21 protein-coding genes and 1 other RNA gene are annotated in these 24,368 nt (G+C 40.3%); 4 read left to right on the top strand and 18 right to left on the bottom strand.

Features of this window, described 5'->3' with window-relative positions; translation table 11 throughout:
- Position 1 precedes the first annotated feature (1 nt).
- From G622_RS22020 to G622_RS22015, 5 genes are all read right to left on the bottom strand, one after another.
- A complete protein-coding gene (locus G622_RS22020; protein ID WP_049945731.1) occupies positions 2-1,387 on the bottom strand; it encodes a S1C family serine protease in 1,386 nt (461 codons plus the stop codon).
- A gap of 24 nt (positions 1,388-1,411) precedes the next feature.
- The gene (locus G622_RS0107035) at positions 1,412-2,572 is read right to left on the bottom strand and encodes a pyridoxal phosphate-dependent aminotransferase (RefSeq protein ID WP_026510116.1); all 1,161 of its coding nucleotides are present in this window, start codon (positions 2,570-2,572) and stop codon (positions 1,412-1,414) included.
- Complete coding sequence (locus tag G622_RS0107030; protein WP_026510115.1) at positions 2,569-3,057, bottom strand: Lrp/AsnC family transcriptional regulator; 489 nt, start codon at positions 3,055-3,057, stop codon at positions 2,569-2,571. Before G622_RS0107030 ends, G622_RS0107035 begins: the two co-directional genes overlap by 4 nt.
- Positions 3,058-3,208: 151 nt before the next feature.
- Entirely contained in the window at positions 3,209-4,231 is a 1,023-nt protein-coding gene (locus tag G622_RS0107025) for an AIR synthase-related protein (RefSeq protein ID WP_026510114.1), read from the bottom strand.
- A gap of 28 nt (positions 4,232-4,259) precedes the next feature.
- Complete coding sequence (locus tag G622_RS22015; protein ID WP_155831430.1) at positions 4,260-6,002, bottom strand: VanW family protein; 1,743 nt, start codon at positions 6,000-6,002, stop codon at positions 4,260-4,262.
- A gap of 199 nt (positions 6,003-6,201) precedes the next feature.
- On the opposite strand from G622_RS22015, the gene G622_RS0107010 reads away from it, so the two are divergent.
- Positions 6,202-6,852: a hypothetical protein gene (locus G622_RS0107010; protein WP_049945730.1), complete on the top strand. Its 651-nt coding sequence runs from the start codon at positions 6,202-6,204 to the stop codon at positions 6,850-6,852.
- A 72-nt stretch (positions 6,853-6,924) separates the two neighbouring features.
- Here G622_RS0107010 and G622_RS0107005 read toward each other — a convergent pair whose 3' ends face one another.
- From G622_RS0107005 to G622_RS22010, 3 genes are all read right to left on the bottom strand, one after another.
- A complete protein-coding gene (locus tag G622_RS0107005; RefSeq protein ID WP_026510112.1) occupies positions 6,925-8,088 on the bottom strand; it encodes a galactokinase in 1,164 nt (387 codons plus the stop codon).
- 39 nt (positions 8,089-8,127) lie between these two features.
- On the bottom strand, positions 8,128-9,285 hold the full coding sequence (locus G622_RS0107000; protein ID WP_026510111.1) for a toxic anion resistance protein: 1,158 nt from the start codon (positions 9,283-9,285) through the stop codon (positions 8,128-8,130).
- 84 nt (positions 9,286-9,369) lie between these two features.
- Positions 9,370-10,686, bottom strand: coding sequence for a 5-bromo-4-chloroindolyl phosphate hydrolysis family protein (locus tag G622_RS22010; RefSeq protein WP_049945729.1), 1,317 nt, complete (start codon positions 10,684-10,686; stop codon positions 9,370-9,372).
- Positions 10,687-10,913: 227 nt separating this feature from the next.
- Between G622_RS22010 and G622_RS0106990 the strand changes: the two genes are divergently transcribed.
- Positions 10,914-12,389: a nicotinate phosphoribosyltransferase gene (locus G622_RS0106990; protein WP_026510110.1), complete on the top strand. Its 1,476-nt coding sequence runs from the start codon at positions 10,914-10,916 to the stop codon at positions 12,387-12,389.
- A gap of 196 nt (positions 12,390-12,585) precedes the next feature.
- Here G622_RS0106990 and G622_RS0106985 read toward each other — a convergent pair whose 3' ends face one another.
- The gene (locus G622_RS0106985; protein WP_044957280.1) at positions 12,586-13,569 is read right to left on the bottom strand and encodes a glycoside hydrolase family 43 protein; all 984 of its coding nucleotides are present in this window, start codon (positions 13,567-13,569) and stop codon (positions 12,586-12,588) included.
- A gap of 397 nt (positions 13,570-13,966) precedes the next feature.
- Between G622_RS0106985 and G622_RS0106980 the strand changes: the two genes are divergently transcribed.
- Positions 13,967-14,833, top strand: coding sequence for a helix-turn-helix domain-containing protein (locus G622_RS0106980; RefSeq protein ID WP_026510108.1), 867 nt, complete (start codon positions 13,967-13,969; stop codon positions 14,831-14,833).
- Positions 14,834-14,891: 58 nt separating this feature from the next.
- On the opposite strand, the gene ffs is transcribed toward G622_RS0106980, so the two are convergent.
- The 9 genes from ffs to tadA all read right to left on the bottom strand — a co-directional run bounded on the left by ffs (position 14,892) and on the right by tadA (position 23,699).
- Positions 14,892-14,991: signal recognition particle sRNA small type (gene ffs, locus G622_RS25210), an RNA gene on the bottom strand.
- 58 nt (positions 14,992-15,049) lie between these two features.
- Entirely contained in the window at positions 15,050-15,811 is a 762-nt protein-coding gene (locus G622_RS0106975) for a response regulator transcription factor (protein ID WP_026510107.1), read from the bottom strand.
- Between the two features lie 10 nt (positions 15,812-15,821).
- Positions 15,822-17,576: a cache domain-containing sensor histidine kinase gene (locus tag G622_RS0106970; protein WP_026510106.1), complete on the bottom strand. Its 1,755-nt coding sequence runs from the start codon at positions 17,574-17,576 to the stop codon at positions 15,822-15,824.
- A gap of 88 nt (positions 17,577-17,664) precedes the next feature.
- Positions 17,665-18,513 carry a carbohydrate ABC transporter permease gene (locus tag G622_RS0106965; RefSeq protein ID WP_026510105.1) on the bottom strand — a complete coding sequence of 283 codons (849 nt, stop codon included), beginning with the start codon at positions 18,511-18,513 and terminating at the stop codon, positions 17,665-17,667.
- Position 18,514: 1 nt separating this feature from the next.
- The gene (locus G622_RS0106960; protein ID WP_026510104.1) at positions 18,515-19,402 is read right to left on the bottom strand and encodes a carbohydrate ABC transporter permease; all 888 of its coding nucleotides are present in this window, start codon (positions 19,400-19,402) and stop codon (positions 18,515-18,517) included.
- A 115-nt stretch (positions 19,403-19,517) separates the two neighbouring features.
- Entirely contained in the window at positions 19,518-20,906 is a 1,389-nt protein-coding gene (locus tag G622_RS0106955) for an ABC transporter substrate-binding protein (protein WP_196814190.1), read from the bottom strand.
- Between the two features lie 148 nt (positions 20,907-21,054).
- Complete coding sequence (locus G622_RS0106950) at positions 21,055-21,612, bottom strand: hypothetical protein (protein ID WP_026510102.1); 558 nt, start codon at positions 21,610-21,612, stop codon at positions 21,055-21,057.
- Between the two features lie 520 nt (positions 21,613-22,132).
- Positions 22,133-23,143 carry a radical SAM protein gene (locus G622_RS0106945; protein WP_242832974.1) on the bottom strand — a complete coding sequence of 337 codons (1,011 nt, stop codon included), beginning with the start codon at positions 23,141-23,143 and terminating at the stop codon, positions 22,133-22,135.
- Entirely contained in the window at positions 23,133-23,699 is a 567-nt protein-coding gene (gene tadA / locus G622_RS22005) for a tRNA adenosine(34) deaminase TadA (RefSeq protein ID WP_044914301.1), read from the bottom strand. Before tadA ends, G622_RS0106945 begins: the two co-directional genes overlap by 11 nt.
- A 171-nt stretch (positions 23,700-23,870) precedes the next feature.
- On the opposite strand from tadA, the gene G622_RS0106935 reads away from it, so the two are divergent.
- Positions 23,871-24,299, top strand: a complete 429-nt coding sequence (locus G622_RS0106935; protein ID WP_026510100.1) for an RrF2 family transcriptional regulator — start codon at positions 23,871-23,873, stop codon at positions 24,297-24,299.
- The last annotated feature ends 69 nt before the right edge of the window (positions 24,300-24,368 follow it).

Here is a 24,368-nt window from a genome sequence, read left to right as displayed (position 1 = left end):
TTTACTCCTCGCTAACAGCTGAATTAGCTGTATCTATTTCTATTGAGAGCTCAGCATAGCCCTCTGCTGCCTGCCTCATAAGTGTCAAATAAACATTTGAGCCCGCCTTTACAGACCTGAGATTTGAAATAAACGTGTCATAGCTTTCAACACTCTCTCCGTTTATTTCCGTTATGATGTCTCCGCTCTGTACGCCTGCAAGCATCGCCGGTGAATCCATGTCTGTTCTGATTACATACACTCCTTTAGGAATATTCTCGCTTTCCTGAACCTCTTCGGGAACAGTTTGTCCGTGTATTCCCAAGTATGCCCTTTCCTTTTTATTGGAAAGATCCTCTATGAGAGAACGAAGCTCAGTAACTCCCACTGCACACAGAGCATTAGGCATGTTCGCATTGTGATAATTCATGTCTATGAATCCAACCACAGCCCCGGCAAGATTTATAATGGCACCACTGGCATTACTACTTCCGTTCATATCTGTCGTAAGCAGCATATAATTAGAATCAGCCAGATCAATAGCCGTATTTCCTGAGGTAACAAATCCATAGGTTATTGACCCTTGTATACCAGTAGGGCTGCCTATTGCTATAACCGGTGTTCCTGTAACCACTCCGGAATTTGAGCTTCCAAGTGGTGCTACTATGATATTTTCCTTAGTCTTATCAGGAACTGAACTGTTTTTAACAGCTATTATACTAAAGCCTGTTATGTTATCACTCATTTTAAGGTAAGCTTCTGCCGTATTCCCGTCAAAAAATGTTACCTGAATTGACTCTGCATCCTTTATGGCAGACGTAAGCGCCAGTACCATATACTCCGCTCCGTTATCGGCAACAATGACTCCGGAACTCTGTCCTTCACTTTCATAAGGGCTGTTTATCCAGCTGGTATCAGATGAGATAGCAGTTACTGTAACTACGCCTTTCGCAGTACTATTGGCAACACTCCTCAGTGAAGAGTACATCTCAATATAATCAGATGAATCTATGTGATATGAATTCATCTCCTGCTGCATTCTGGAAAGCTCAGATGAAGCCATATCTATGGCCTTGCTGGCAGCCTCTTCAACTATCGCGTTGTCATCCGCATACATATCCTCCGGCTGCATCTCATCAGTAACAGTCTCCTCTGGAAGTGCAATCGGCGCAGGTGTCTCCTCGGGATAAAGCTTATTATTTATAACCGGTGAGAGAAACACAAAGGTCAGGCATGCCACAGCACCAAATACAACCGCTAATGTCACGGTGATCAGCGTTCTTCTAAGAAGCTTTTTCTTATTTATCGGACGCTGCTTTATCTTTTCCCTCATGAAATCCACCCTTTTTATAGGGCTTTTTTCAGGATCCAGTCTTACATCTTCAGAATTATTATTTTTATCTTCCATAATTTCCTCTGATCCGGATATTTATCAGTTCAGCTTCTGAATGAATCTTCTAAGTCTCTCCATAGCTTTCTTAAGATCATCCAGAGAATATGCGTAGGATATTCTGATAAAGCCTTCCCCGCAGTCACCAAAGGCGTTCCCGGGTACGACTGCCAGCTTCTCCTCCTGCAGTAATCTTGTCGCAAACTCATCACTGCTCATCCCAAACTGCTTTATGCATGGGAAAATATAAAAAGCACCGAAGGGTTCAAAACATGGAAGCCCAATATCCCTCAGCTCTTTTATCAGGTAGCGGCGTCTGTGATTGTACTCTTCTCTCATCATATTCACATCTTCATCACCATTTTTAAGAGCTTCAACCGCTGCGTACTGACTGGTTGTGGGTGCACACATTATGGCAAACTGATGGATTTTAGTCATCTGCGCAATGATAATCTCAGGTCCGCAGGCATAGCCAAGTCTCCATCCCGTCATCGCATAGGACTTTGAAAATCCATTGATCAGGATGGTTCTCTCATACATACCGGGAATCTCAACTATCGAAATATGCTTATCAGTATATGTTAGCTCACTATATATCTCATCTGATAAAACATAGATATCTTTTTCAATTATTACCTTAGCAATTGCTTCAAGGTCCTTTTTCTCCATAATAGCTCCCGTAGGATTATTGGGAAAAGGAAGAACCAGCAGTTTGGTCTTATCTGTAATATTCTCAAGCAGTTCCTCAGCAGTAAGTCTGAACTCATTCTCTTCCTTAAGCTCGATTATTACAGGCTTTGCTCCGGCAAGAATGGCACAGGGCTCATAAGACACATAACTGGGCTGCGGAATGAGTACTTCATCCCCCGGATCAACCATTGCTCTTATGGCAAGATCGATAGCTTCAGAACCTCCTACAGTCACAAGTACCTGATTGGACGGATTGTAGGTAGTGTTCTGCTTTCTCTTAATATAGTTGCAGATTTCTTCTTTCAGCTCCATCAAACCTGAATTTGATGTATAAAAGGTACGTCCTTTTTCAAGTGAATATATACCCTCATCTCTGATATGCCATGGTGTGTCAAAATCCGGTTCGCCCACACCAAGGGATATTGCACCGTCTATGGTCTTAACCACATCAAAAAACTTACGGATACCAGAGGGCTTTATTTCTACAATTTTCTCAGATAGCGGATTCCTCATGGTGTAATTATCTCCCTTGTATCGTCAAATTTTTTAGCAAGTATTGTTCCATGCTCTTTATATTTCTGCAAAATGAAATGTGTAGAGCAGCTAAGAACAGTATCAAGCGGTGAAAGCTTGTTAGTTACAAAGCTTGCCACTTCCTTCAGAGTCTTGCCCTCAAGCATTACCATAAGATCGAAACCACCTGACATAAGATAAACACTTGTTACTTCCGGATACTTGTAAATACGCTCTGCTATAGAGTCAAAGCCTATTCCTCTCTGAGGAGTAACCTTAACCTCAATAAGTGCCATTACCTTATCTATAGAAGTCTTGGACCAGTCAATCATGGTGTGATAACCACAGATGACTCCTTCGTCCTCAAGGGCACGAAGCTCATTCGCGACTTCAATTTCGGGCGCTGATAAAAGTACCGCCAGCTCTGAAACCCCGATTCGGCTGTTCTTGTCAATAGTACGAAGTAGTTCTTCTCTGTTTACCATGTGATCTATCCTCCAACTTTTTTACAATATTCGTTTAATTATACCACGGATGCAGGTTTTATTCGAAAAGTCTTTAAAATACATATTTTCCGATACCACTTTAATCCATCGATATAATCCTGAAAATATTAATACCCGGTTTCTGATGTAATCAATAATTGTTTATCTTTAAAATCTCATCTGCCATTGGCTTATCCAGATATCTTATTTCATCTTCATTTCTTATTATCTTATCATTTTTATTAGTAGTAACACCTATAATAGTTGCATTTATTCCTGCATCTTCAAGGCTTCTTACAACTCTGTCTCCATCGGGCGCAATTATCAAAAGAGAGCCACCCGAAATCATCTGATACGGATTTAATCCCAGATAATTGGTTATCTCAACAGTTTCCTGCCTTATCGGTATCTTCTTAAGGTCCACTTCCATTCCGCAGCCTGCCCTCTCAGATATATCCCATAATGCAGCAAATATTCCTCCCATGGAAACATCATGTGTCACAAGAGCACCGGATGACAACGCTATCTGGGCATCGTTTTTCACAGAAACAAGCCTCTTATATCCGGCTGCTTCCTTTATCATATAATCCGGAAGCCTTCCTTTTAACTTATCAGCTTCATTTGCAGCCAAAATAGCTGTCCCTTCCAGAGCAATCCATTTAGTAATTATAATATCGCAGCTGTCCTTTAACTTCCCCTCGATATTATTAAGAAAAGTTTTATCATCTTTTTCCAAAGCCTTGCTATTGCTTTTTGCCTTAGATATTCCGGTAACGATAGCGCTTACAACTGTTCTCTCTACTGCATCAGTAACCTCTGTATGACCGCCTTCTATTGCAATACCCAGGTCGTTTGCAGCTTTTATCGCGCTTCTCATAACTTTTTTTAGTTCTGATTCTTCAGCATCAGCAGCTAATAAGATATTCAGTACTGCCATTGTGGGCTTTCCGCCCATACAAAAAACATTGTTTGCAGCATTATGCACTGCAAAGAATCCTGCCTCATCAGTTTTCACGGTCATAGTGGACACCGAAGAAAGCAGAACGCTTCCATCTTCATCTATAGAATAAGCGCAGTCTGATTTAGCAGCTGCGCTTTCTCTATTAGAATCACTTTTTATAAGTTTTAACACTGAGCGCTTTAATACACTCTCTGTAACTTTTCCGATTCTCATTATATTATTTTCACCTTTATTATATAAATCAACCTTCAGGAGCAGGTTCCTCTGCCGGTGCGGGAGTCTCTGCAGGAGCAGGTGCTGCCTCAGCAGGTGCCGGTGTCGCCTCAGCAGGTGCCGGTGTCGCCTCAGCCGGTGCCGGTGCTGCTTCAGCAGGTGCCGGTGCTGCCTCAGTCGGTGCCGGTGCCGCTTCAGCAGGTGCTTGTGCTGCTGCCGCAGCCGCAGCCGCTGCATCCTGTTGTGCCTGAAGCTGAGCCTGTGCAGAAGCTGCCTGAGCCGCCGCTGCTGCCTGAGCTGCCTCAACATCTCCTCCGCTAGCTGCTGCCTGCTGAACTGCTGCTATTGCTCCTGATACAGCCTTAATCTGGTTGATATCTCCTGTAGCCATCGCAGTAGCCATCTGTGCTGCAGCTGTCGGATCACCGGTAGCTGTACCAACAGTTACTATTCTGGGTACCATCTTGTAATTACTCTTATTAACTACTTCTCTTCCGGTTTCTGCACCATTCTCATAAGTTATCTTCCAGAGCTGTGCCTTATATCCGATATGTGCACTCTGCGTACTGATAGCACCTATCGGTGCTCCGCCATTTGCAACAATCTGATCAGGTCCTGCAGGTATGGTCTCAAGTACTTCGCTCTCATATGCGACCTTATGAGTTGAAGGTCTTGTTTCAACACCATAAATTGTAAATGTGATCTGTTTACTTGAATTTGTAGTTCCTTCTATATATATAGGATAATCCGTACTGTTAACAAATCTGAAATTCTTACCGCCACTTTCAGCAATAGCCGCATCCATTGATGGCTTAACATAATTAATGATCATGGAATGATTGTGACGTTCAGTAACCTCAAGCTCTGCATTAAGTACTGCATTGTAAAGAGTCGTTGACACCTGACAAATTCCACCACCAATACTCTCAACCACGATACCATTTAAGTATGATCCGGCAGGAAAATATCCGTTAGCCTCTGTAAAAGGAGTGATCTTCCCAAGTACAGAGAACTCTTCTCCGGGATACAATGTAGTTCCATCAATAAGCTTACAGCCATTAGCTACATTTGCACTTCTCGCTGCTCCGGAACTGGAATAACTCGTTGTATAGGTTCCAAGAACATCCCCGACCTTGCTCAGTTGTTCATAACTTCCCTGAGGCTGGTCCTCATCAATAACTACATCAATCGCGCAATCCTCATGGTTCCATTCATTCTGAACAAAGTTCTTGATGTTCTTCAAGGAATCCTGCTCATCCAGAATATATCCCACCTGCCCGTCACTTACTGTGAATCCGCTAGCAGTTTTCTGCAAAGTATAATTAACCTTTGAAACATTAAAAGGAGCACAATTAACTTCAAGAATCTGAAAAATTGCGTCATCATTAAACGAGTACTCAATATTATATCTCTGTGTACTATGTTCAAGATCCTTGATCGCTTTATATCGCTCTATGACATTGCCCTCTCTGCAGAGAGAAAATGCTTCATCGATTACTTCAGTGTTAGCCCATCCAAGTCCGAAATCAGCCATAGTAACGGTAACACTCTGGCCTTCATCCTTCCCCTTAAGAGTTACGTTCTTTGCTCGCAGCTGCTCAATGTACTGATTAACAGCTTCAGTCGCCTGCGCAGTTGTCATGCCCGAAACATCAACATCACCAATAAAAACGCCTTGATGAATAGTATCTGAAGCAGCCTCTGCTCTACTTGCCGGTGCTACAAGAACAAGTAGAAGCGCCATCAGACAAAGAAACATAAATTTTTTCATAAACTTCTCCATTTCGCCACTTTTCTGGCAAATTCCGGTGATATATAATCAAAATGAAAGACTGCTTGCCAGCGGAATAACCAGTGCAAGTATCAAAACAATGATTATTATTGCAGAAATAACTTTTCTGTTTTTACCGGAATTAAAAAATTTTAATAACATAAAATCATTCTCCTCATTTTCTGAAAGGATATTATAAATGAGATTACCCTTTTTTACAAGTTTCATACTCTTTGTAATTTTTACCAATATTGCCATTCACAGAAGCAATCGAAAGGCCCGTAAAAATGAAGATGATTTCTGGAACAAAGAGCTTCGTGCGAACAGTACAAGACGTAAAAGTCTTGATTCGCTTGACTACATTACCATTCCCATTGAAAGGCTGCCTTTTGGTGTTGTATCCGGCAACCATGAGATTGATTTTTGCGAAAGAAACATTAAAAATCTCTCAGACCAGAAAATAGTCAATTTTACAGGAATAACAAATACCGACTTAAAACTTCAATACGGTGCTCCCAATATTACGGAACTCACAATATATGATCAGAATTATACTACCCTTGTTACCACCCTGCAAAAATGGGCCAAGGAATTATATGATGCAGGTTTATATAAGGAAGCAACTGAACTCCTCGAGTTTTCCATATCTACAAAGAGTGATGTAACAGCAACCTACAGGCTTCTGTGTGACATGTATAAAAACAAGCTATCCCTGGAAAATCCCGATATTCATAAAAAAATCGAGAGCCTTCTTCCCATAGCAAGATCACTTAATTCTTTAAGCAAAGATAATATAATAAGTATTCTCAATGAATACCTGGATGACAATACACTGAGTGAAATAAGCTAATACTTGTTTTACCAGATCTGTTTCATATAAAAGCAGCCGATTGTATTTCAATCGACTGCTTTTCTTTTAAAGTCAGATTACTGCCGGGCCTCCACCTATTGAAACGGTGTAGAAGCTTGCATCATAACCTATTTTTTCACGATAAGCGTCTCCGACCTTCTTTTTAAAGTCTTCAACTGCTTCATCCTTAACAATTGAAACCGTGCAGCCGCCAAAACCGCCGCCTGTCATTCTTGAGCCAATGACTCCCGGAATCTTCCAAGCTTCCTCTGCAAGAGTATCAAGTTCGATTCCTGTAACATCATAATCGTCACGTAATGAGATGTGTGACTGCTTCATGAGCTCACCAAACTTCTCAAGGTTACCTTCCTTAAGCGCAGCAACTGCGTTGATTGCTCTCTGATTCTCATAAACAGCATGCTTAGCCTTTAACTGTCTGTCAGCATCTTTGATGACATCTTTATGAGCTTCAAATTCCTCTTCGGTGAGGTCTCCAAGTCCATCAATATCAACAACTGTCTTAAGCTCTTCAAGTGCCTTCTCACAAGCACTTCTTCTATCATTATAAGCAGAGTCTGTGAGCTTATGCTTCTTATTAGTATTGCTAATAATAATCTTTGCTCCATCTAGTTTAATAGGTGCATACTCAAATGAAAGATCTGCAGTATCCAGGAAAATAGCATTGTCTTCTTTTCCCATGGCAACAGCAAACTGGTCCATAATACCACAATTGCATCCATTAAAATTGTTTTCAGAATACTGTCCGATAAGTGCAAGATCCTGATTAGTTACATCAAAGCCATACAGTTCTCTAAGAATAAATCCGGTCAAAACTTCAAGTGATGCAGAAGATGAAAGACCTGATCCATTTGGGATATTTCCATAGACTACCATATCAAAGCCTTTATCAAGCTTGAATCCTCTCTTTTCAAAGGCCCATACAACTCCGATAGGATATGCTGTCCAGCCCGCAGTCTTATATGCTTCAAGATCATCCAGAGAAGCCTCTATTACTCTTGAATTATCAAAGTTCATGGAAAAGAAACGCATCTTTCTGTCATCTCTTTTTGCTGCGGCTGCATAAGTACCGATAGTGAGCGCGCAGGGGAAAACGTGTCCTCCGTTATAATCAGTGTGCTCACCTATAAGATTAACTCTTCCGGGTGCAAAATAAGCTTTAACACTGTCATTTTTGCCGTACTGCTCTTCAAATCCCCTTAAAACTTCTTCTTTCATGTTCTGTTCCATCTTAAAAAATCAACCTTCCCACTTATATTAATTCTTTGCAGCCTGCAGGAGCTTTTCACGAAGCTGACCCTCAATCTGCTCAAGCTCTGCCTCTGCTGTCTTTCTTCTTTCCTTACCCTCTGTCTGAATCTTCATAACTTCATCAAGAGTTGAGATCAGAGTTTCATTTGTATGCTTAAGTGTCTCCATATCAACAATACCTCTCTCAGACTCCTTGGCAGCTTCGACAGATGCTACTTTAAGCATATCAGCATTCTTTTTAAGAAGAGCATTGGTCATGTCGTTGACTTCACGCTCAGCCTTTGCAGCCTGTGCTGAATGCTCGATACCTATAGCAATAACCATCTGGTTCTTCCAAAGCGGAATTGTATTTACGATAGTTGACTGGATCTTCTCAGCCATTGCTGTGTCAGCACTCTGAACCATACGGATCTGAGGGCCTGTCTGCATAGCGATGGTACGGGTAAGCTCAAGATCATAGATCTTCTTTTCAAATCTGTCGCAAAGTGAAGCAAGATCCTTTGCAGCCTGTGCATCCTCAGGAAGTCCTGACTGCTCAGCTTTCTTCTGAGCCTCAACGAGCTCATTAGCTCTTACCTGCTCAAGCTTCTTCTTACCTGCGATAATGTACATTGAAAGCTCTTTGTAATAGTTAAGATTGAGCTTATACATATTGTCTAATGTTGCAACGTCTTTCATAAGCTGAACCTGATGACGCTCAAGCTCGCTGCTTATTGTCTCAACATTTTTCTCAACACTGGTATATCTGGCTTTAAGAGCAGTTACCTTGTTTGTGCTCTTTTTGAAAAATGCCTTGATTCCCTTTTCATCTTCCTCTACTTCAAAGTTCTTAAGCTCTGTTACAAGACCGGCAATCATATCACCAACCTGTCCCATGTCTTTAGTGCGTACATTGTCTATAGCCTTCTCTGAAAAGTCAGCCATCTTCTTCTGTGTGCCTGCACCATAGTTCATTATGCCCTGAGAATTTGTAAGGTCGATCTGATCTACAAAAGCATCAACCTGCTTCATTTCTTCTTCTGTGAGCTGAGCTTCCTTAGGCTGTACTTCCTCAGCCTTGGGCTCCTCCTGAACAGCTGCTGCAGCTCCTGCCCCATCAGCTGCCGGCATATCAAATGACAATGTCGGTGCTGAATTTTCAAACTCCTTAAACTCGTCTCCCATTTTACTTCCTCCAACTAAATATTTATTTTCAAAATGTTGCAAAAAACATACATTTCCGACTAAATATAATCGATTCCCTTATAATCAAAATCTGAGTTGTACCTTATCATCCTCTGCTGCCTGTGCACTTCCTGTAGCGGCGTTCTGAATTGCTTCAGCTGTCTGTGCCAGTTCTGCTGCCTGAAACTCCTGGGATACCGGAGCACTCTGAAAAGCTACAGCTCCCTGCTGAGAACTCTGGACTTTTGCAAATCCATCAGGTGTAAGTCCGTCCTGAGCCATCATGGTCTTCATTACTGATATATCAGATGAAATATCCCATGCCATATCCTGGAAAAGACTATCAAGCAGATTTTCAAAAGCTTCATTTATAACCTCTATGGCATCCTCTATATCTCTCTTGGTCTGAGTTATATTATTACCGGCCTCAGGCTGCTTATCCAGATCAACATATGCATTGAGAAGCTTTGTTGTAGTAGGCAGATAATAATTCATGAATTTCTTCAGTTCATCAGCACATTCAGGCTCTTTCTCAACCTGCTTGAATATTTTCCTCATGATATTCTCAAGCTGATATAACTTTTCAGACATCTCCTCACCCGGAATCGCATCATTGATTCTGCGAATTGTTTCCAGATATTCATTGCCTTCCCTGATTATCGCTTTAACACCATTATCTGTTACGCCTTCCATGCTCTCTGCCTGGAAACGTTCATTTTGCTTCATCTCTGCTGCATTCTTCAGCGAATTCTGATTCTCGGCAAATTCGCGTTCACGTCTTGCCTTTTCAGCCTGTAAATACTGTGCGAATGCTCTCTCTGAAAGCATTACGGTTGTTTCATTCTGATCAAGTCTGGCAGTGGGAAGAAAATCCTTTCCGATCATCTTCTTTATATTCTTAAGAACATCATCCGATCTCTCTCCCGCAGCTATGGCAAGGTCTCCAACTGCAAAATACTCTGCATTACCAAGTATTCTTCCATATTTATTAAAGATTCTGGCAAGCTTCTTATCATCCTGACCGCTTTTTATCAGATATCCAAAACCTGCAGTGATTGCAAGTAATACAACTGCCGGCCATATAGCTGCATCCATCATCATTCCAAGCGCTGAAAGTCCGAAAAATGAAGCTCCCAGTACACCAAGTACAATCTTCCCCACACCTGTATTAAAACTTACTTTTCTCGTAAAAAAGGGGGTTCTTCTTGCAGCACCTGCATAACGGACGGTTCTTGTAGCTGAAGCAGTTCCTCTGAAATTCTGTGAAGAATTAGCTTTTGCAGTATTAACCGCATCCTTAAGTGAAGCACTAAGATTGTTATAATCACCGGTTTCAACCGCCTTAGTTACTTCTTTTAATATTTTATTTCCGGCATTATAAATTTTATCGTACTCTCCCATAACTACCTGTCCATCCCATAAATCAAAATTATCTCTATTTTAATGATATTGTTTAAAAAATTAATCGTTTCCATTTTATAATAAGATGAACTAAAAAACAATGACACTGAGCGCTTCTTCGGCCTTCCTATTTTGCGTATTTTGCATAATATTTACCGATTATTTGTGGTATTATTGTTTTTGAAGCTTTTTTAAAAAAATACACATTTAAGAAGAAGGTACTTTATATGGACAGACAAAATCTGACACTATTAACCGACCTCTACGAACTGACTATGATGCAGGGATATTTCAAGAACAAATCCCAGAACGAAACCGTTATTTTTGATGCGTTTTTCAGAAATAATCCCTTTGGTGGCGGTTATTCAATCATGGCAGGCCTTGAACAGCTCATAAATTATATTAAAGAGCTGCATTTTGATGAAGAGGACATCAATTACTTAAGGAGCGTAGGAATATTTGATGAAGATTTCCTCGACTACTTAAGAGACTTTAAGTTTAGTGGAGACATCTACTCTATTCCGGAAGGCACACTTATTTTCCCCAGAGAACCCCTGGTAAAAGTTATCGCGCCCATAATGGAAGCGCAGCTTGTAGAAACTGCAATTCTCAACATCATCAATCATCAGTCCCTTATAGCCACCAAGGCAGCACGAATCTGTTATGCAGCCCAGGGTGACGGCATAATGGAATTTGGTTTAAGACGCGCCCAGGGTCCCGATGCAGGAACCTATGGTGCCAGAGCTGCCGTAATCGGCGGATGTATAGGAACAAGTAACGTTCTTTGTGGTCAGCTTTTTGATATACCTGTTAAGGGAACCCACGCTCACAGCTGGATCATGAGTTTCCCTGATGAATACACAGCATTTAAGACCTACGCCAAACTTTATCCTTCAGCTTGTATTCTTCTTGTTGATACATATGACACCTTAAATTCAGGTGTTCCCAACGCTATCCGTGTATTTAAAGAGATGAAAGAAGAAGGCATAGACCTTTCCTTCTATGGCATAAGACTTGATAGCGGCGACCTTGCATACCTTTCCAAAAAGGCAAGGAAAATGCTGGATGAAGCCGGTTTCCCTGATGCCGTTATTTCTGCTTCAAACGACCTTGATGAGTACCTTATCTCTTCCCTTAAAACTCAGGGTGCTGCAATCACTTCCTGGGGTGTAGGAACCCACCTCATCACTGCCAAGGACAATCCATCCTTCGGTGGCGTGTATAAGCTTGCGGCTATAAAGAGCGAGGACGGAGAATTCATTCCCAAAATCAAATTATCCGAGAACTCTGAGAAGGTTACAAATCCGGGAAACAAAAAAATCTACAGAATATATGAAAAAGCCAGCGGCAAACTTAAAGCAGATCTCATATGTCTTGAAAACGAGACCTTTACCGAGGATAAACAGCTTCTTATCTTCGATCCTCAGGAACCCTGGAAGAAGACACTTCTCCCTGCAGGCAGCTTTACTCTTCGTGAGATCATGGTACCCATCTTTAAAAACGGTGAATGTGTATACACATCTCCAAAGACAATGGATATCCGTGAATACTGCCTCAAGGAACAGGATACTCTTTGGGATGAGACAAGACGTCTTTTCAACCCTCACGAGGTTCATGTGGACCTTTCAAGAAGACTTTATGACACAAAGATGAAGCTTCTTGATCAGATGAGTGGTCTCGATATGACAAATGTAGAAAACTAAAGTATTTACAATCAATTATTTGCTCTACAAGGCTCGTAAAGAGCCTCGCCAAAAACACAACTTAATTACAAAATAAGCCATGACAAAGTGAAATTTTTTTGTCATGGCTTTTTTATGTTATTTATTAAATTCCGAAACCGTATCAGACAGGGCTTATTATTTCATAGAATATTTCCCGCTTTATTTCATTTTGTTCTCAGGCTTCTTTGTGATCATAGGGATGAATTGTCTCTATCGTTCCATCAGCTGCGATATTGAGCTTTGTATACTTTACGCATCTTCTGTGATTTATACCACCTGAAAACTCAGCATCATGGTAGAACAGATACCACTCACCATCAACCTCAACTATTGAGTGATGTGTAGTCCAGCCTATTACAGGCTCCATGATACGTCCCTTATAAGTAAATGGTCCATAAGGGGAATCACTCTCTGCATAGCAAAGATAGTGTGTTGTACCTGTAGAATATGAAAAATAATACTTCCCATTAAATTTGTGCATCCAGGGACCCTCAAAATATCTGCGATCCTCATCACCTGCAAGCAGAGGCTTTCCGTTTTCATCAAGTATCTGAATATCTACGGGCTTTTCTGCAAAAGCTTTCATATCCTCTGTCATAAGCGCACATTTAGGGCAAACTGCCGGTTCGTCCTTTTCAGGCTCTGTTCCTTCAGGATCAAACTTACCGGTTCTGTACTTTTCAAGCTGACCGCCCCAAAGACCACCAAAGTATACATATACTTTGCCATCATCATCCTTAAATGAGCAGGGATCAATACTAAAGCTTCCCTCGATGCAGTCCTCCTCAGGCTTGAAGGGACCCTCAGGCTTATCACTTACAGCAATACCAAGTCTGAAATTTCCTTCCTTGTCTCTTGCCGGAAATACCAGATAATATTTATCATTTGTGAAAACCGCATCAGGTGCCCACATCTGATCTCTTACCCACGGAACATCGTGCATGCTAAGTGCTACGCCATGGTCTGTTACTTCACCGCCGATCTTATCCATGGAAAGAATATGGTAGTCTTCCATCTGATACTCATCTCCGTTATCATTATCCTCTCCATTATGCGGAACATCATGTGACGGATATACATATATTCTTCCATTAAATACATGTGCAGAAGGATCTGCAGTAAAAATATTTGTTACTAAGGGTTCTCTCTCTTTACTCATAAATACTCCTCTAATCACTTAGTCCTTTGATTATGATCATACAAATTCCTGAACATTTTTTCTGACTTCGTTCATGCAATAATGTCTATAAAATTCTCTTAGCATAAAATAACACATACAAATAGAATCATCTTTTCAATAATTGTTTGTTGGTTATAAATAATTGCTCTCTATATTTTGTCCAAAATGCACACTTTGTCGAATCTCAATTTTATTTGGGTGGAACTATTGTAAATAATTCACAATAAAATTAAGTTAAATCGCAACATTTAGCAATTACAAGGCAACATTTGATTGTCGCGCAGGCACCATTTTGTAATAGAATTTTATTAGTTATTAGCAAATATTGCTAACGCAATTTGTGACCATGTTGACGTTTATTTTTCGGAGAGAAGCTATGATTGAAACATTAAACGGACTAATTGAAACTGTTAATTTCAACCAAAGTACATCAGTAAAGCTTTATAACAACAATGAGTATGAGGATTATCCTGCACATTGGCATGCTGCAATAGAAATCATCATGCCCACCAGCAATCTTTATTATTTAAACTGTGCAGGTGAAGATATTGTTTTGCGCGAGGAAGATATTATCATCATCTGTCCCGGATGTATTCATTCAATCAAAGCTCCCGAAATCGGAAAGCGTATAATTTTTCAGCCCGACACTACCGAACTTAGATTTATGCATGAGATAGACGGACTGATTAATCTCATGTCACCTTATACCATAGTGACCCCTGAGGAGTATCCTCAAATACATGACCATGCAAAATCTCTGCTTCTTGAGATAAACGAAATCTACAGCAAAAATGATTCCTTCTCGGAGGTTGATATTTTCTGCAAACTTTTGGCATTTTTGTCACTAATAGGGAAGAACTATGTCGATAAGCGTGAGAACTCCAACTTTATGGAATACCAGCGCGGCGACGAATACTTTGGAAAATTCCTGGAGATATGTGATTATATTCAGGATCACTGCTCCGAAGACTTAAGCCTTGATGAGATTGCTGACAAAAGCGGCTTTAGTAAATTCTACTTTTCAAGAAGGTTTAAACAATTCACCAATGTTTCCTTCTATAAGTATGTCAATCAGAAGCGTATAGCAAAAGCTGAAACCTTTTTAACCGATCCCAGTAATTCAGTTACGGATGTTGCGTTAAACTGCGGATTTCCGTCTTTGTCATCATTTATCAGAATGTTCAAAATCATCAAGGGATGTACACCTACAGAATTCAGAAACATGTATTGGTGTGCAAAATAAGAAATTCTTGCTGCAAAGAAAATGTAAAAATACGGTCCTGTAATGGACACACGCAAGGTGAAATCAGGCGACCTTACAACACATGAGAGATTCCGCTTAGTGCTGCTTCGTTCCCGACCTGACACGGTTCGCAGGCTCTCATTGCATAAGACCCAATCCCACACGAGCGTGCACCCGTTACAGGACCGTCATTTGTTTATAATACGCAGTTGTCACTTACTTGTCAACCTGGCATTTTTCAATTACATAATCCGAATAACTCATTCCCACATATTTCTTAAAGCATCTGCCAAAATAATTAGGGTCAGGTATTCCGACCTTCGCTGCAGTCTGATACATCTTGTAGCCAAGTTCTGCATATTTGATAGCTTTTTTCATTCGAAGATCATTCAGATACTTTGCAAAATTTTTCCCGGTATCCTGTTTGAATTTCCTTGAAAGATAGCTGGCGCTAAAGCCAAAATTCTGTGCCACAAAAGCAAGATTAAGTGTGGAGTCAGTGATATTTTCCTTCACATATTTCTTTATAAGCTCTGTGGAATCTGTCTCCTCAGGAATAAGCTCCTCTTCATTTTCTTCAAAATCAGATGCTCTGTTTCCTTCACTGTCCAGCTTATCCTTTACCTTCTCCAAAACCTTTGTTACCTCTGCGCGGACCATAGGCTTAAGCATGTAGTCAAATACAGGCAGACTTACACATTTTCTGGCATATTCAAACTTATCAATTGCAGTCATTATGATTATTATCAGATTTGGATAGCGCTTCGTGGCTGTTTCTGTGAATTCTATCCCGTCCATAAAGGGCATGGAAATATCCACAAAAGCAATATCCGGTCTTATGTCATCAATAATATTTATGGCCTCAATTCCGCTTGCCGCCTCTCCGACAACCTCCATATCAAGGCTTTTGTAATCTATTGCTGCTCTCATAAGCTTCCTTGCGGATTCTTCATCATCTATAATCATAACTCTGTACATACAACCACCCCTAAAGCGTATTGGGGATCAAAATTTCAATCTCAGTGTATTCCCCAATCTCACTTCTGATTCTTACTACATCCTCTCTGCCGGTATAAAACCTGATTCTCTCAATTGTGCCCCACAGACCAAAGCTCTCTGTGTTCTGATCATTGGTAGCACCCTTTGCTGACAAAATGCTCTCTATCTTATCTGCATCCATACCTACCCCTGTATCTTTTATTGTCAGATGCAGTTCCCCGTCTATGAGCTTTGCCGATACTTTTATTGTACCCTTTTCTCCCTTCATGCGTATCCCATGATATATACAGTTTTCAACCAAAGGCTGAAGTATCAGTTTAGGTACAATAAACGACAACGTATCCTCATCTATGTCATATTCATCCTCCAGAATATCTCCATATCGCAATTTCTGAAGCGATAAATAATCTTTCACAATTTGAACCTCCCTCTCAAGCGGTATCTCTCTTCCACCTTTACTGAGGAAGTTTCTGTAAAAGCTTCCCAATGTCTCAAGAGCATCATGTACACTCTCTGCCCCTGAATCCAGTGCCATAAATCCTATGGTTTCTATCGAATTATATAAAAAGTGAGGCTTTATCTGCTCCTGCAAGACTCTCATCTCTGCTTTCTGCAAGGTCTTTTCTTTCTCCACAAGCTTGTCAAACAGTTCATTTACATGATCGATCATACTATTATAATCATCCTCGAGCATGCCAAACTCACTGTACGGAACTTGAACCTCAATCTTTTTAAGCACACCAGATTTCTTGTTTCTCTCCATTGCTGCAGATAATCCAAAAATCGGATCGGTTATATTTTTTCTTATAAAAACGCCTACAAATATAGCAAGAACAGTCAATACCACAAGCAAAAACAAGAGAACAAACAAAATCCTGAACGGAATACCTTCCTTTCCATATGGAGACACTCTCAGAATCACTATTGGAAGATCCTTTACGGTACACCCTGCAAGTAAGGCTTCCTCTCCTCCAAGGATTATATCTTTGTACTCTATTTTTTCATTTATAAAATCAGGTCCAAAGTACTCACTGTATTCATAGTTTCCCGCAAGATAAGTGCCGTCGACACCCATTATACAGATGTCGTTATATCCAAGTCTAAGCAGCATTCTCTCAAAAACGCTGGTGGATATGTTCATCATCAAAAGTCCGGTTCTTTTCTGAGTGTCTATATCATTGATCTCTCTTCCTATCGTCACAACAGGTCTTCCGTCTGACTTCGCAGCCACTCCATTACTGTTGAGTGACACGACAGCCCCACCATTTCCGTCATTTATATCCTTCCGCCAGGAATCACTGTTCATAAGCTCATAATCATATTTATAAGTAAACCTGTTTGTTGCCACCATGATCATATCTTCCCTGAAGATCATCACAGAATCAACGCCCTCCGTAGCGTTCAGAATATCCATGATTCCGTATCTGGCATCATTTATCATTCCTATATCTACGCTTGGTTCACTTGCACGAAGAAAATCAACGACTCTGGACTCAATCATAATGAGTCTCGAAAGGGATTTATATTTTTCTATGTCTGAGCTGACATTACTTGAAAGAGTTTTCAGAACGTTGTCCGTATCCCGTATGCCATAATCCCTTCTCTCTCTTTCGGTGACTATATACATGGATATAACAAACGAAGCAATAACAAGAAAAACTATCCCATAGATAAGCTTCTTTAGACTAAGAGACAGTGATTCTTTATCTTTATTTATTCGAGACAGACTCCCCGGACGGTTCATATTTTCCCCTAATGCACAAGTACACTAAGCTTTATATTGCAAAGCTTAGTGTCTTTAAATAACTAACTATTCTATTATAAACCATTTATCATCCCTTAACAGCACCTGCAATAAAGCTTGCCTGAATCTTTTTGCTAAGGAAGATATAGACAATAAGTGTCGGGAACGTCGCTATAACAAGCGCAGCTCCGATAGGTCCCCATTCCGTGGTATGCTGTCCTGACAAAGCCTTGATACCAACCGGCAATGTCCTATGCACAGAATCAGATATGAAGACGTTGGCAAACATGAACTCATTCCAGCACTGAAGGTAAGAATAAACGCCTACGGTTGAAACAGCCGGTTTCATAAGAGGAAGAATGATTCTGAAGAATGTTCCAAACAATCCACAGCCATCTATTCTTGCGGCTTCATCCAGTGCATACGGTATCTCAGACATAAATCCGGTACAGATAAGTATTGCCATTGAAAGCGCAAAGGCAGCATAAGGAATTATGAGGGTTGAATACTTATTTAACCAATGAAGCTTTGACAATACTACATATACCGGTACAATCGATGCCTGAATAGGTATAGTGAGCCCCAGCATAAAAAATGCATTTGTCAGCTTACTTCCCTTCCATCTGATTCTGGTAATCGCATAGGTTGCCATCATCGCAGCCATAATAGAGATTGCAATTGCGATTGTTGTAACAAGCAGACTGTTAAAGAAATACAGTCCCATATTTCCTGTTCCCATAGCAGTTGTGAAGTTTGACCACAGCCATTTTTTGGGAAGTCCGATCACATTTTCACCAAAAATCTCGTCATTTGATTTGAGTGAAAAAGTAAACATAAAGTATATAGGAAATAAGTTTATTATGGCCCATATTGCTAAAAATATATTTGTAATAACCTTAAAAGCAGGGTTTGTTTCCTTAATCGAATTGCTTTCCATATCAATCTTCCTTCTCTTTAAATGCTGCGCTTATAAGAAGTGCAAAGGCAAAGCACATAATTATCAACATAACTGAAATCGTACTGCCCATTCCATATCTGTTCCTTAGGAACAACATATTTTCCAAAAGTGTACTGGGCACTTCTGTGGATTGGAACGGACCACCTTCAGTAAGTATTCTTACCAGGTCATAGGTTTTAAGAGATCCGGTTACCGCAAAGATAACGCTGACTCTGATAATGGGTTTGATGATCGGTATTACCACATATCTGTCAACCTGCCACTTTGTAGCACCATCCAGCATTGCAGCTTCTCTAAGATCTGTATCAACGCCCTTTACTCCTGCATACATAAGCAGCATGTGATATCCGATATACTGCCATACTGTGGGAACAATTACACTTCCAAGGGCTGTTTTTACATCTCCTACCCATACATGCTTTAAATCCCCAAGTTTTACCAAATCCAGAAATCTGTTCAAAAGACCATAATCCGGATTATATATTTTAAGCCAAAGCTGACCAATAACCACAGTTGAGATCAAAACTGGCATAAAGAAAATGCTCAGATAAATTCTTTCTTTTCTACTCTCTCTTCTGCCGAGCAAAAGTGCCAGAAACAATGCAAACGGCAGCTGTACAAACACGGAGAAAAATGCCAGTATCAACGAGTTTTTCAAGGATGTTATAAATTTGATGGACCCGTTGGTGAATAGTTCTATATAGTTATCAAATCCTATAAAAGTTCCCTCAGAAAAACCATTCCAGTCATACAAACTTCTGTAAACAGACACGGCTATCGGAGCAATCAAAATACTCACAAACAGAAGTAATCCCGGAAGGAGAAAAACAAAAATGGTTAATCCCTTTTTTATATCATGCTTATTCATACACAAACCTTCCCATATAATTGGTAGTGCTTTTGCGAAAAATGGTCCTCCCTGTCTTCTGATTATTTAGAAGTCACGGAGGACCATAAAGTCTACACTGACTTATTTGTTTTTATTACTGAATATCTTTTGAAAGTCCCTCTATAAACTGTTTGCCATCAAGAAGGCATCCGTAAACCTGATCTACATATGAAAGATATGTATTAGCTGAATCAGCATTCATAGCTGTATCACCAAAGAGTACCATTGTATCAGCATCAGCTACGATACCTGCAACTGTCTGTGTAAGTTCGTTTACAGAACTTGTATCGCCGTAAGGTGTCCAAGCAGGAAGTCCGCAACCATCAAGGTAGCCATAGTGGCAGATAAGCTTACCAAGTTCAAATGCGTACTCTGCTGCTTCCTTTGCGTGAGGTGAAGATGCTGCAACAGCAAGTGTATCAGAAGGTCCACCGATAAGCTGGCCAAGCTTAGCCTTATCAGCGTTGATTACAGGGAATTCGCCAACCTTTACCTTAGGGAAGAACTCTTCATTAGCTGCAAAGTCTGCGCAGTTCCATGTACCATTCATATAGAATGCATATTTTCCTGCCATGAAGTTATTCTTAACTTCGTCATTTGTAAGGCCGATTCCTGAAGGATCAAAATAGCCATTGTTTACAAGCTTCTGGAAAGTATCAACAGCATCTGCTACATCCTGATTATTCCATGTTGCTTTTCCTGCAAAGATGTCATTAAGTGTATCAGCGCCTGCGCTCTTCTCAATTACAGACTCAAGATACTCTGTTACACACCATGTTTCTTTTCCTGCACAGCCAAAAGGAATGATTCCTTTTTCCTTAAGAGCATCACAGCAAGCAATGAATTCATCATATGTTCCGGGGATCTCTTCATATCCTGCTTCCTTCAGAAGCTCCATGTTTGCGAAAAGACCAACAATGTTCATAGTAAGCGGCACACCATAGTGTTTTCCGTCATATGTGGAGTTGCCCATCATAACTTCGGGAAGCTCGCTCTTATAATTTTCATAAGTGTCATCCAGGCAGTAAACCTTTCCGGCTTCAACGAAATCACCAAGGAATGCACATGACCATGTAAAGAAGATGTCAGGCATTTCGTCTGCAGCAACAGCAGCCTTGATCTTGGTCTTGTAAGACTGGTTTTCAAAAGCCTCCCATGTGAAATTGACATTAGGATACTTCTCTGCCATATCTGCGATAGCAGCTTCATAAGAATGACGGTTTGAATCACTCTCTGTAGCAATGCACCACATTGTCAGATCGATAGCTTCGCCATCACCGGCATCAGATGTAGCCTGTGCTTCTTCTGTAGTACTGTCAGCCTCTGCTGCCTCAGTACTCTCTGTGCTTTTTTCTTCAGTTGCTGCCGGTGCTGACTCAGATGCAGTATCTGTAGCCGGTGCACTCTGGCTTCCCCCGCAACCAACGAGTGATAATGTCATAACACTCGTAAGCAACATTGAAACAACACGTTTCATTTTCATAACATACCTCTCCTTCTTTTTTGTGCAGTTTCCTGCAATTAACTTTACTATCTCAAGCACAAATGTGCTTTGGATCATGGTAAACCCCGTTTATCCGGCATGTTAGTAATCAGATAAATACCCCTCTTATAATCCATATGCATTGACATCAGTTGTCCGGGTTTATGGCAGTCATTGGCCATGGATAATCGATTATAAGTTCATCATCATTCAGTGTGTAATATAAATATGCATCTTCAATCGGATCGTTATACATGAGCTTAATGCAGTTTTCCTTCTCATCTACGCTATAATGTCCAAAAAAGATACCCTCTTCACTAAATTCCCCATCTTTTGTAAAAACATAAGACCATCCATTGTCCTGAATCCATGTACCTACTATTCCATCATGGTCCTCTTCAGAACTCAGCTTGTATACGGATTTCTCGTACAATGTCATGGAATCGCCATCTTTAATGTAGCGAAGCTTTATCTCCTTCTTTTCTTTATCGGTAAGGGTTATGCAGGAATCATCCTTTGTATATTTATACTCTTTTCCCTTATAGACAGCTTTGCCGTTATCGTAAAGTGCAATAGTCTCTTTGTCAGGCTCATGGGAGTAGGCCCAGCTCTCTGTTTTTTTTCCGCAACCTGTTGCTATTGTCATTACTGCAGCAAGCATTGCCATTACGGTTGCTAACTTTCTAATGCTCTTTGTAATTCTCATTGTGGTGCCTTCTTTATTGAAAAATAAAATTTAATATCTTGAATTTGAAGTGAAAATCATTGTCAGGTAAGTTTTTAAATGAAAACTTGGAAAGCATTTAAAATTTCCAATAATTTAAGAAATATTCTTGTAAGTATTGTGTGAATCTTTTTAATTTCTAAAATAAATATAAACAATCCTTTGTGAATATTGAATGTAAATCTTTTACCTTATCAAGCACATTTCTTACCTTTTGCACATATGTGGTTAAATATTTACTTTTTAATTGTGAATTATGCTCTGATAAATGAGCTCTAAGAATTTTCCCGACTATATTATTTAGATAAAATAAGAATCAGCTACACTATAGTGCTGCTTTCATTAAATACCTCGACTTTTTACGAAGTATAAATTGTTCTTCTGCAAGGCGGAGGAATGAGTCGTACCGGGCGGTACGGCGATTGACGACAACGCAGCAGAGGACAATTTAGACAAGTAATAAAGTCAACTTATTTGGTGACAGCAGCACTGGATATTTATTTTAAAGTCCCTCGAAATCAAAGGCAGGTATAAAGCTCTCAGAGTCGGTTCCCTCCCCCTGGAAAAATCCATTCTCGATTCCAAGATCTATCGCATAGTCGATAAGTTCGTCATAATCAGAAGTCTTTACACCCTGCATCAACTCCGGAAATCGACCAAGATCCCCATGAGGCGTAAACTGATTCATAACACTAAGGTATACTTTGTCTCCAAATCTTGTCAGAAGTTCTTCTATAACCTTCTTTGAATCTTCAAGACATCCCGGAAGCATCAGGTGTCTTATTATGACGCCTTTTTTCATAAGAGGTCCAAGGTAATCATCCTCTGCATTTTCAATATATTCGTTGTACTCTGCTGCGGTTAGAACATGTTTTTCCTCGTAAAATGCCCCTTTATCAGCTCTAGGGATTACTCCGTCATTAAAAAATTCCGGTTCTCCAACCTGCCTTAGCATCTCTTCAATTGCTTTTATGGAAATATCAAAATAGCCTGCAGCATTACTGTATTTAACTGCAAGATCATCATAATAATACTTGCAATCAGGAAGATATATATCAATTAACCCTTCCAGCATCTTAAGAGTTTCCACATTTTCATAAGCACTTGTATTGTATAAAACAGGGATGATAAGCCCCTGCCGTTTTGCACTCTCAATTGCAGGTATTATCAGCGGCACAAAATGTGTCGGAGTCACAAGATTGATGTTTGACGCCTTCTTCTCCTGTAACTCAAGAAAAATCTCTGCAAGTCTTTCTGAAGATATCGCCTTCGCTACATCTCCCTTTGCTATCTCAGCATTTTGGCAAAAGACACATCTCATATTGCAGCCTGAAAAAAATACAGTCCCGGATCCATTCTCTCCGGAAATGCACGGCTCCTCCCAGGCGTGAAGGTATGCCCTTGCAGCTGTAAGAGTTGCACCTTGCCCGCAATACCCAAGTTCGTTCTCCAACCGGTTTACACCGCATTTTCTGGGACAAAGCATACACTTGTTCATCATTTCATTCATCATCAGTACTCTCAGCCTCTGCCTGTAATCTCTCAGCTTCTTTTCTTGCTTCCTTTTCAGCCTTATTCCTTTTCCTAAGCTCAGTAAAAAATTCCTTTAATATATCGCTGCAGTCATTTTCAAGGACGCCTCTGGACACATCCACCTGATGATTAAATTCCGGATTTTCAAGTATATTAAGGACAGTTCCGCCGCAGCCTGATTTAGGACTGCTTGCCCCCATAACCAATCTGGGAATTCTTGACTGAACTATGGCACCGGCACACATCTGACAGGGCTCCAGGGTTACATAAAGTGTACAGTCTTCAAGTCTCCAGTCGCCTATTTTCTTGCAAGCCTTTTTTATGGCAGTTATTTCCGCATGACAGAGCACTGATTTATCAGTATTTCTGCGGTTATAACCTCTGCCTATAATTTTTCCTTCATATACTATTACGCATCCTATCGGCACTTCTCCGATATCAATTGCTTTTCTTGCCTGCTTAAGGGCTGCTCTCATGTATTTCTCATCAAGGCGCTCCTCCGGAGTTTTTACTTTTAATTCAGGATAATCTCTCATTTATTTAAACCCTACCAATTTACTAGTATTTTTGTTATTATAGATTATTGAATTTCTGAAGAAAAACAAAAACCTATAGATTCCTGTTTTTCCTTAGAAAAACATAAATCTATAACTACTTGAAAGGAAAATACCGACCCTTACATCTTATAAGTCGGTTCTAAGTATTATATGAAAATATCAACAAAAGGCAGATATGCACTCAGGGTACTAATTGATCTTGCACTTCACAACACAGGTGAATACATATCATTAAAGGACATATCTGCAAGACAAAATCTCACAGTTAAATATTTGGAACAGATCGTTTCCCCTTTGGGCAAAGCAGGTTTTTTACAAAGCATGCGCGGTAATAACGGCGGACACAGACTTGCCAAGGCACCCTCAGAGATTTGCATAGGTGATGTCCTGAGAATTATGGAAGGTGATCTTGCACCGATAGGTTGCATACAGGGTGAGGAAGTTTTATGTCCTAAAGTCAACGAATGCCCAACTATTGAGTTCTGGGTCGGACTTGACCGTGTTGTTAACGACTATGTCAACAGCTACACCCTTCAGGATCTTGTAAAACAAACCGCTGATTTGGCCAAGAACGCCTGACAATCCATCAAATTTCATATCAGGTAATCTTCTAGATTAATAGAGTGGGGCTCTTATAAAAGAAGCCCC

Source organism: Butyrivibrio sp. LC3010, assembly GCF_000424385.1.
Lineage (GTDB): Bacteria > Bacillota > Clostridia > Lachnospirales > Lachnospiraceae > Butyrivibrio.
The sequence above is the reverse complement of the archived record's forward strand: the minus strand, read 5'-3'. Positions and strand labels throughout refer to the sequence as shown.

Bases quoted from the DNA above. Each gene is read 5' to 3' on its own strand.
- G622_RS22020 (WP_049945731.1), bottom strand. From the start codon at position 1,387: ATGGAAGATAAAAATAATAATTCTGAAGATGTAAGACTGGATCCTGAA.
- G622_RS0107035 (WP_026510116.1), bottom strand. From the start codon at position 2,572: ATGAGGAATCCGCTATCTGAGAAAATTGTAGAAATAAAGCCCTCTGGT.
- G622_RS0107030 (WP_026510115.1), bottom strand. From the start codon at position 3,057: ATGGTAAACAGAGAAGAACTACTTCGTACTATTGACAAGAACAGCCGA.
- G622_RS0107025 (WP_026510114.1), bottom strand. From the start codon at position 4,231: ATGAGAATCGGAAAAGTTACAGAGAGTGTATTAAAGCGCTCAGTGTTA.
- G622_RS22015 (WP_155831430.1), bottom strand. From the start codon at position 6,002: ATGAAAAAATTTATGTTTCTTTGTCTGATGGCGCTTCTACTTGTTCTT.
- G622_RS0107010 (WP_049945730.1), top strand. From the start codon at position 6,202: ATGAGATTACCCTTTTTTACAAGTTTCATACTCTTTGTAATTTTTACC.
- G622_RS0107005 (WP_026510112.1), bottom strand. From the start codon at position 8,088: ATGAAAGAAGAAGTTTTAAGGGGATTTGAAGAGCAGTACGGCAAAAAT.
- G622_RS0107000 (WP_026510111.1), bottom strand. From the start codon at position 9,285: ATGGGAGACGAGTTTAAGGAGTTTGAAAATTCAGCACCGACATTGTCA.
- G622_RS22010 (WP_049945729.1), bottom strand. From the start codon at position 10,686: ATGGGAGAGTACGATAAAATTTATAATGCCGGAAATAAAATATTAAAA.
- G622_RS0106990 (WP_026510110.1), top strand. From the start codon at position 10,914: ATGGACAGACAAAATCTGACACTATTAACCGACCTCTACGAACTGACT.
- G622_RS0106985 (WP_044957280.1), bottom strand. From the start codon at position 13,569: ATGAGTAAAGAGAGAGAACCCTTAGTAACAAATATTTTTACTGCAGAT.
- G622_RS0106980 (WP_026510108.1), top strand. From the start codon at position 13,967: ATGATTGAAACATTAAACGGACTAATTGAAACTGTTAATTTCAACCAA.
- G622_RS0106975 (WP_026510107.1), bottom strand. From the start codon at position 15,811: ATGTACAGAGTTATGATTATAGATGATGAAGAATCCGCAAGGAAGCTT.
- G622_RS0106970 (WP_026510106.1), bottom strand. From the start codon at position 17,576: ATGAACCGTCCGGGGAGTCTGTCTCGAATAAATAAAGATAAAGAATCA.
- G622_RS0106965 (WP_026510105.1), bottom strand. From the start codon at position 18,513: ATGGAAAGCAATTCGATTAAGGAAACAAACCCTGCTTTTAAGGTTATT.
- G622_RS0106960 (WP_026510104.1), bottom strand. From the start codon at position 19,402: ATGAATAAGCATGATATAAAAAAGGGATTAACCATTTTTGTTTTTCTC.
- G622_RS0106955 (WP_196814190.1), bottom strand. From the start codon at position 20,906: ATGAAAATGAAACGTGTTGTTTCAATGTTGCTTACGAGTGTTATGACA.
- G622_RS0106950 (WP_026510102.1), bottom strand. From the start codon at position 21,612: ATGAGAATTACAAAGAGCATTAGAAAGTTAGCAACCGTAATGGCAATG.
- G622_RS0106945 (WP_242832974.1), bottom strand. From the start codon at position 23,143: ATGATGAATGAAATGATGAACAAGTGTATGCTTTGTCCCAGAAAATGC.
- tadA (WP_044914301.1), bottom strand. From the start codon at position 23,699: ATGAGAGATTATCCTGAATTAAAAGTAAAAACTCCGGAGGAGCGCCTT.
- G622_RS0106935 (WP_026510100.1), top strand. From the start codon at position 23,871: ATGAAAATATCAACAAAAGGCAGATATGCACTCAGGGTACTAATTGAT.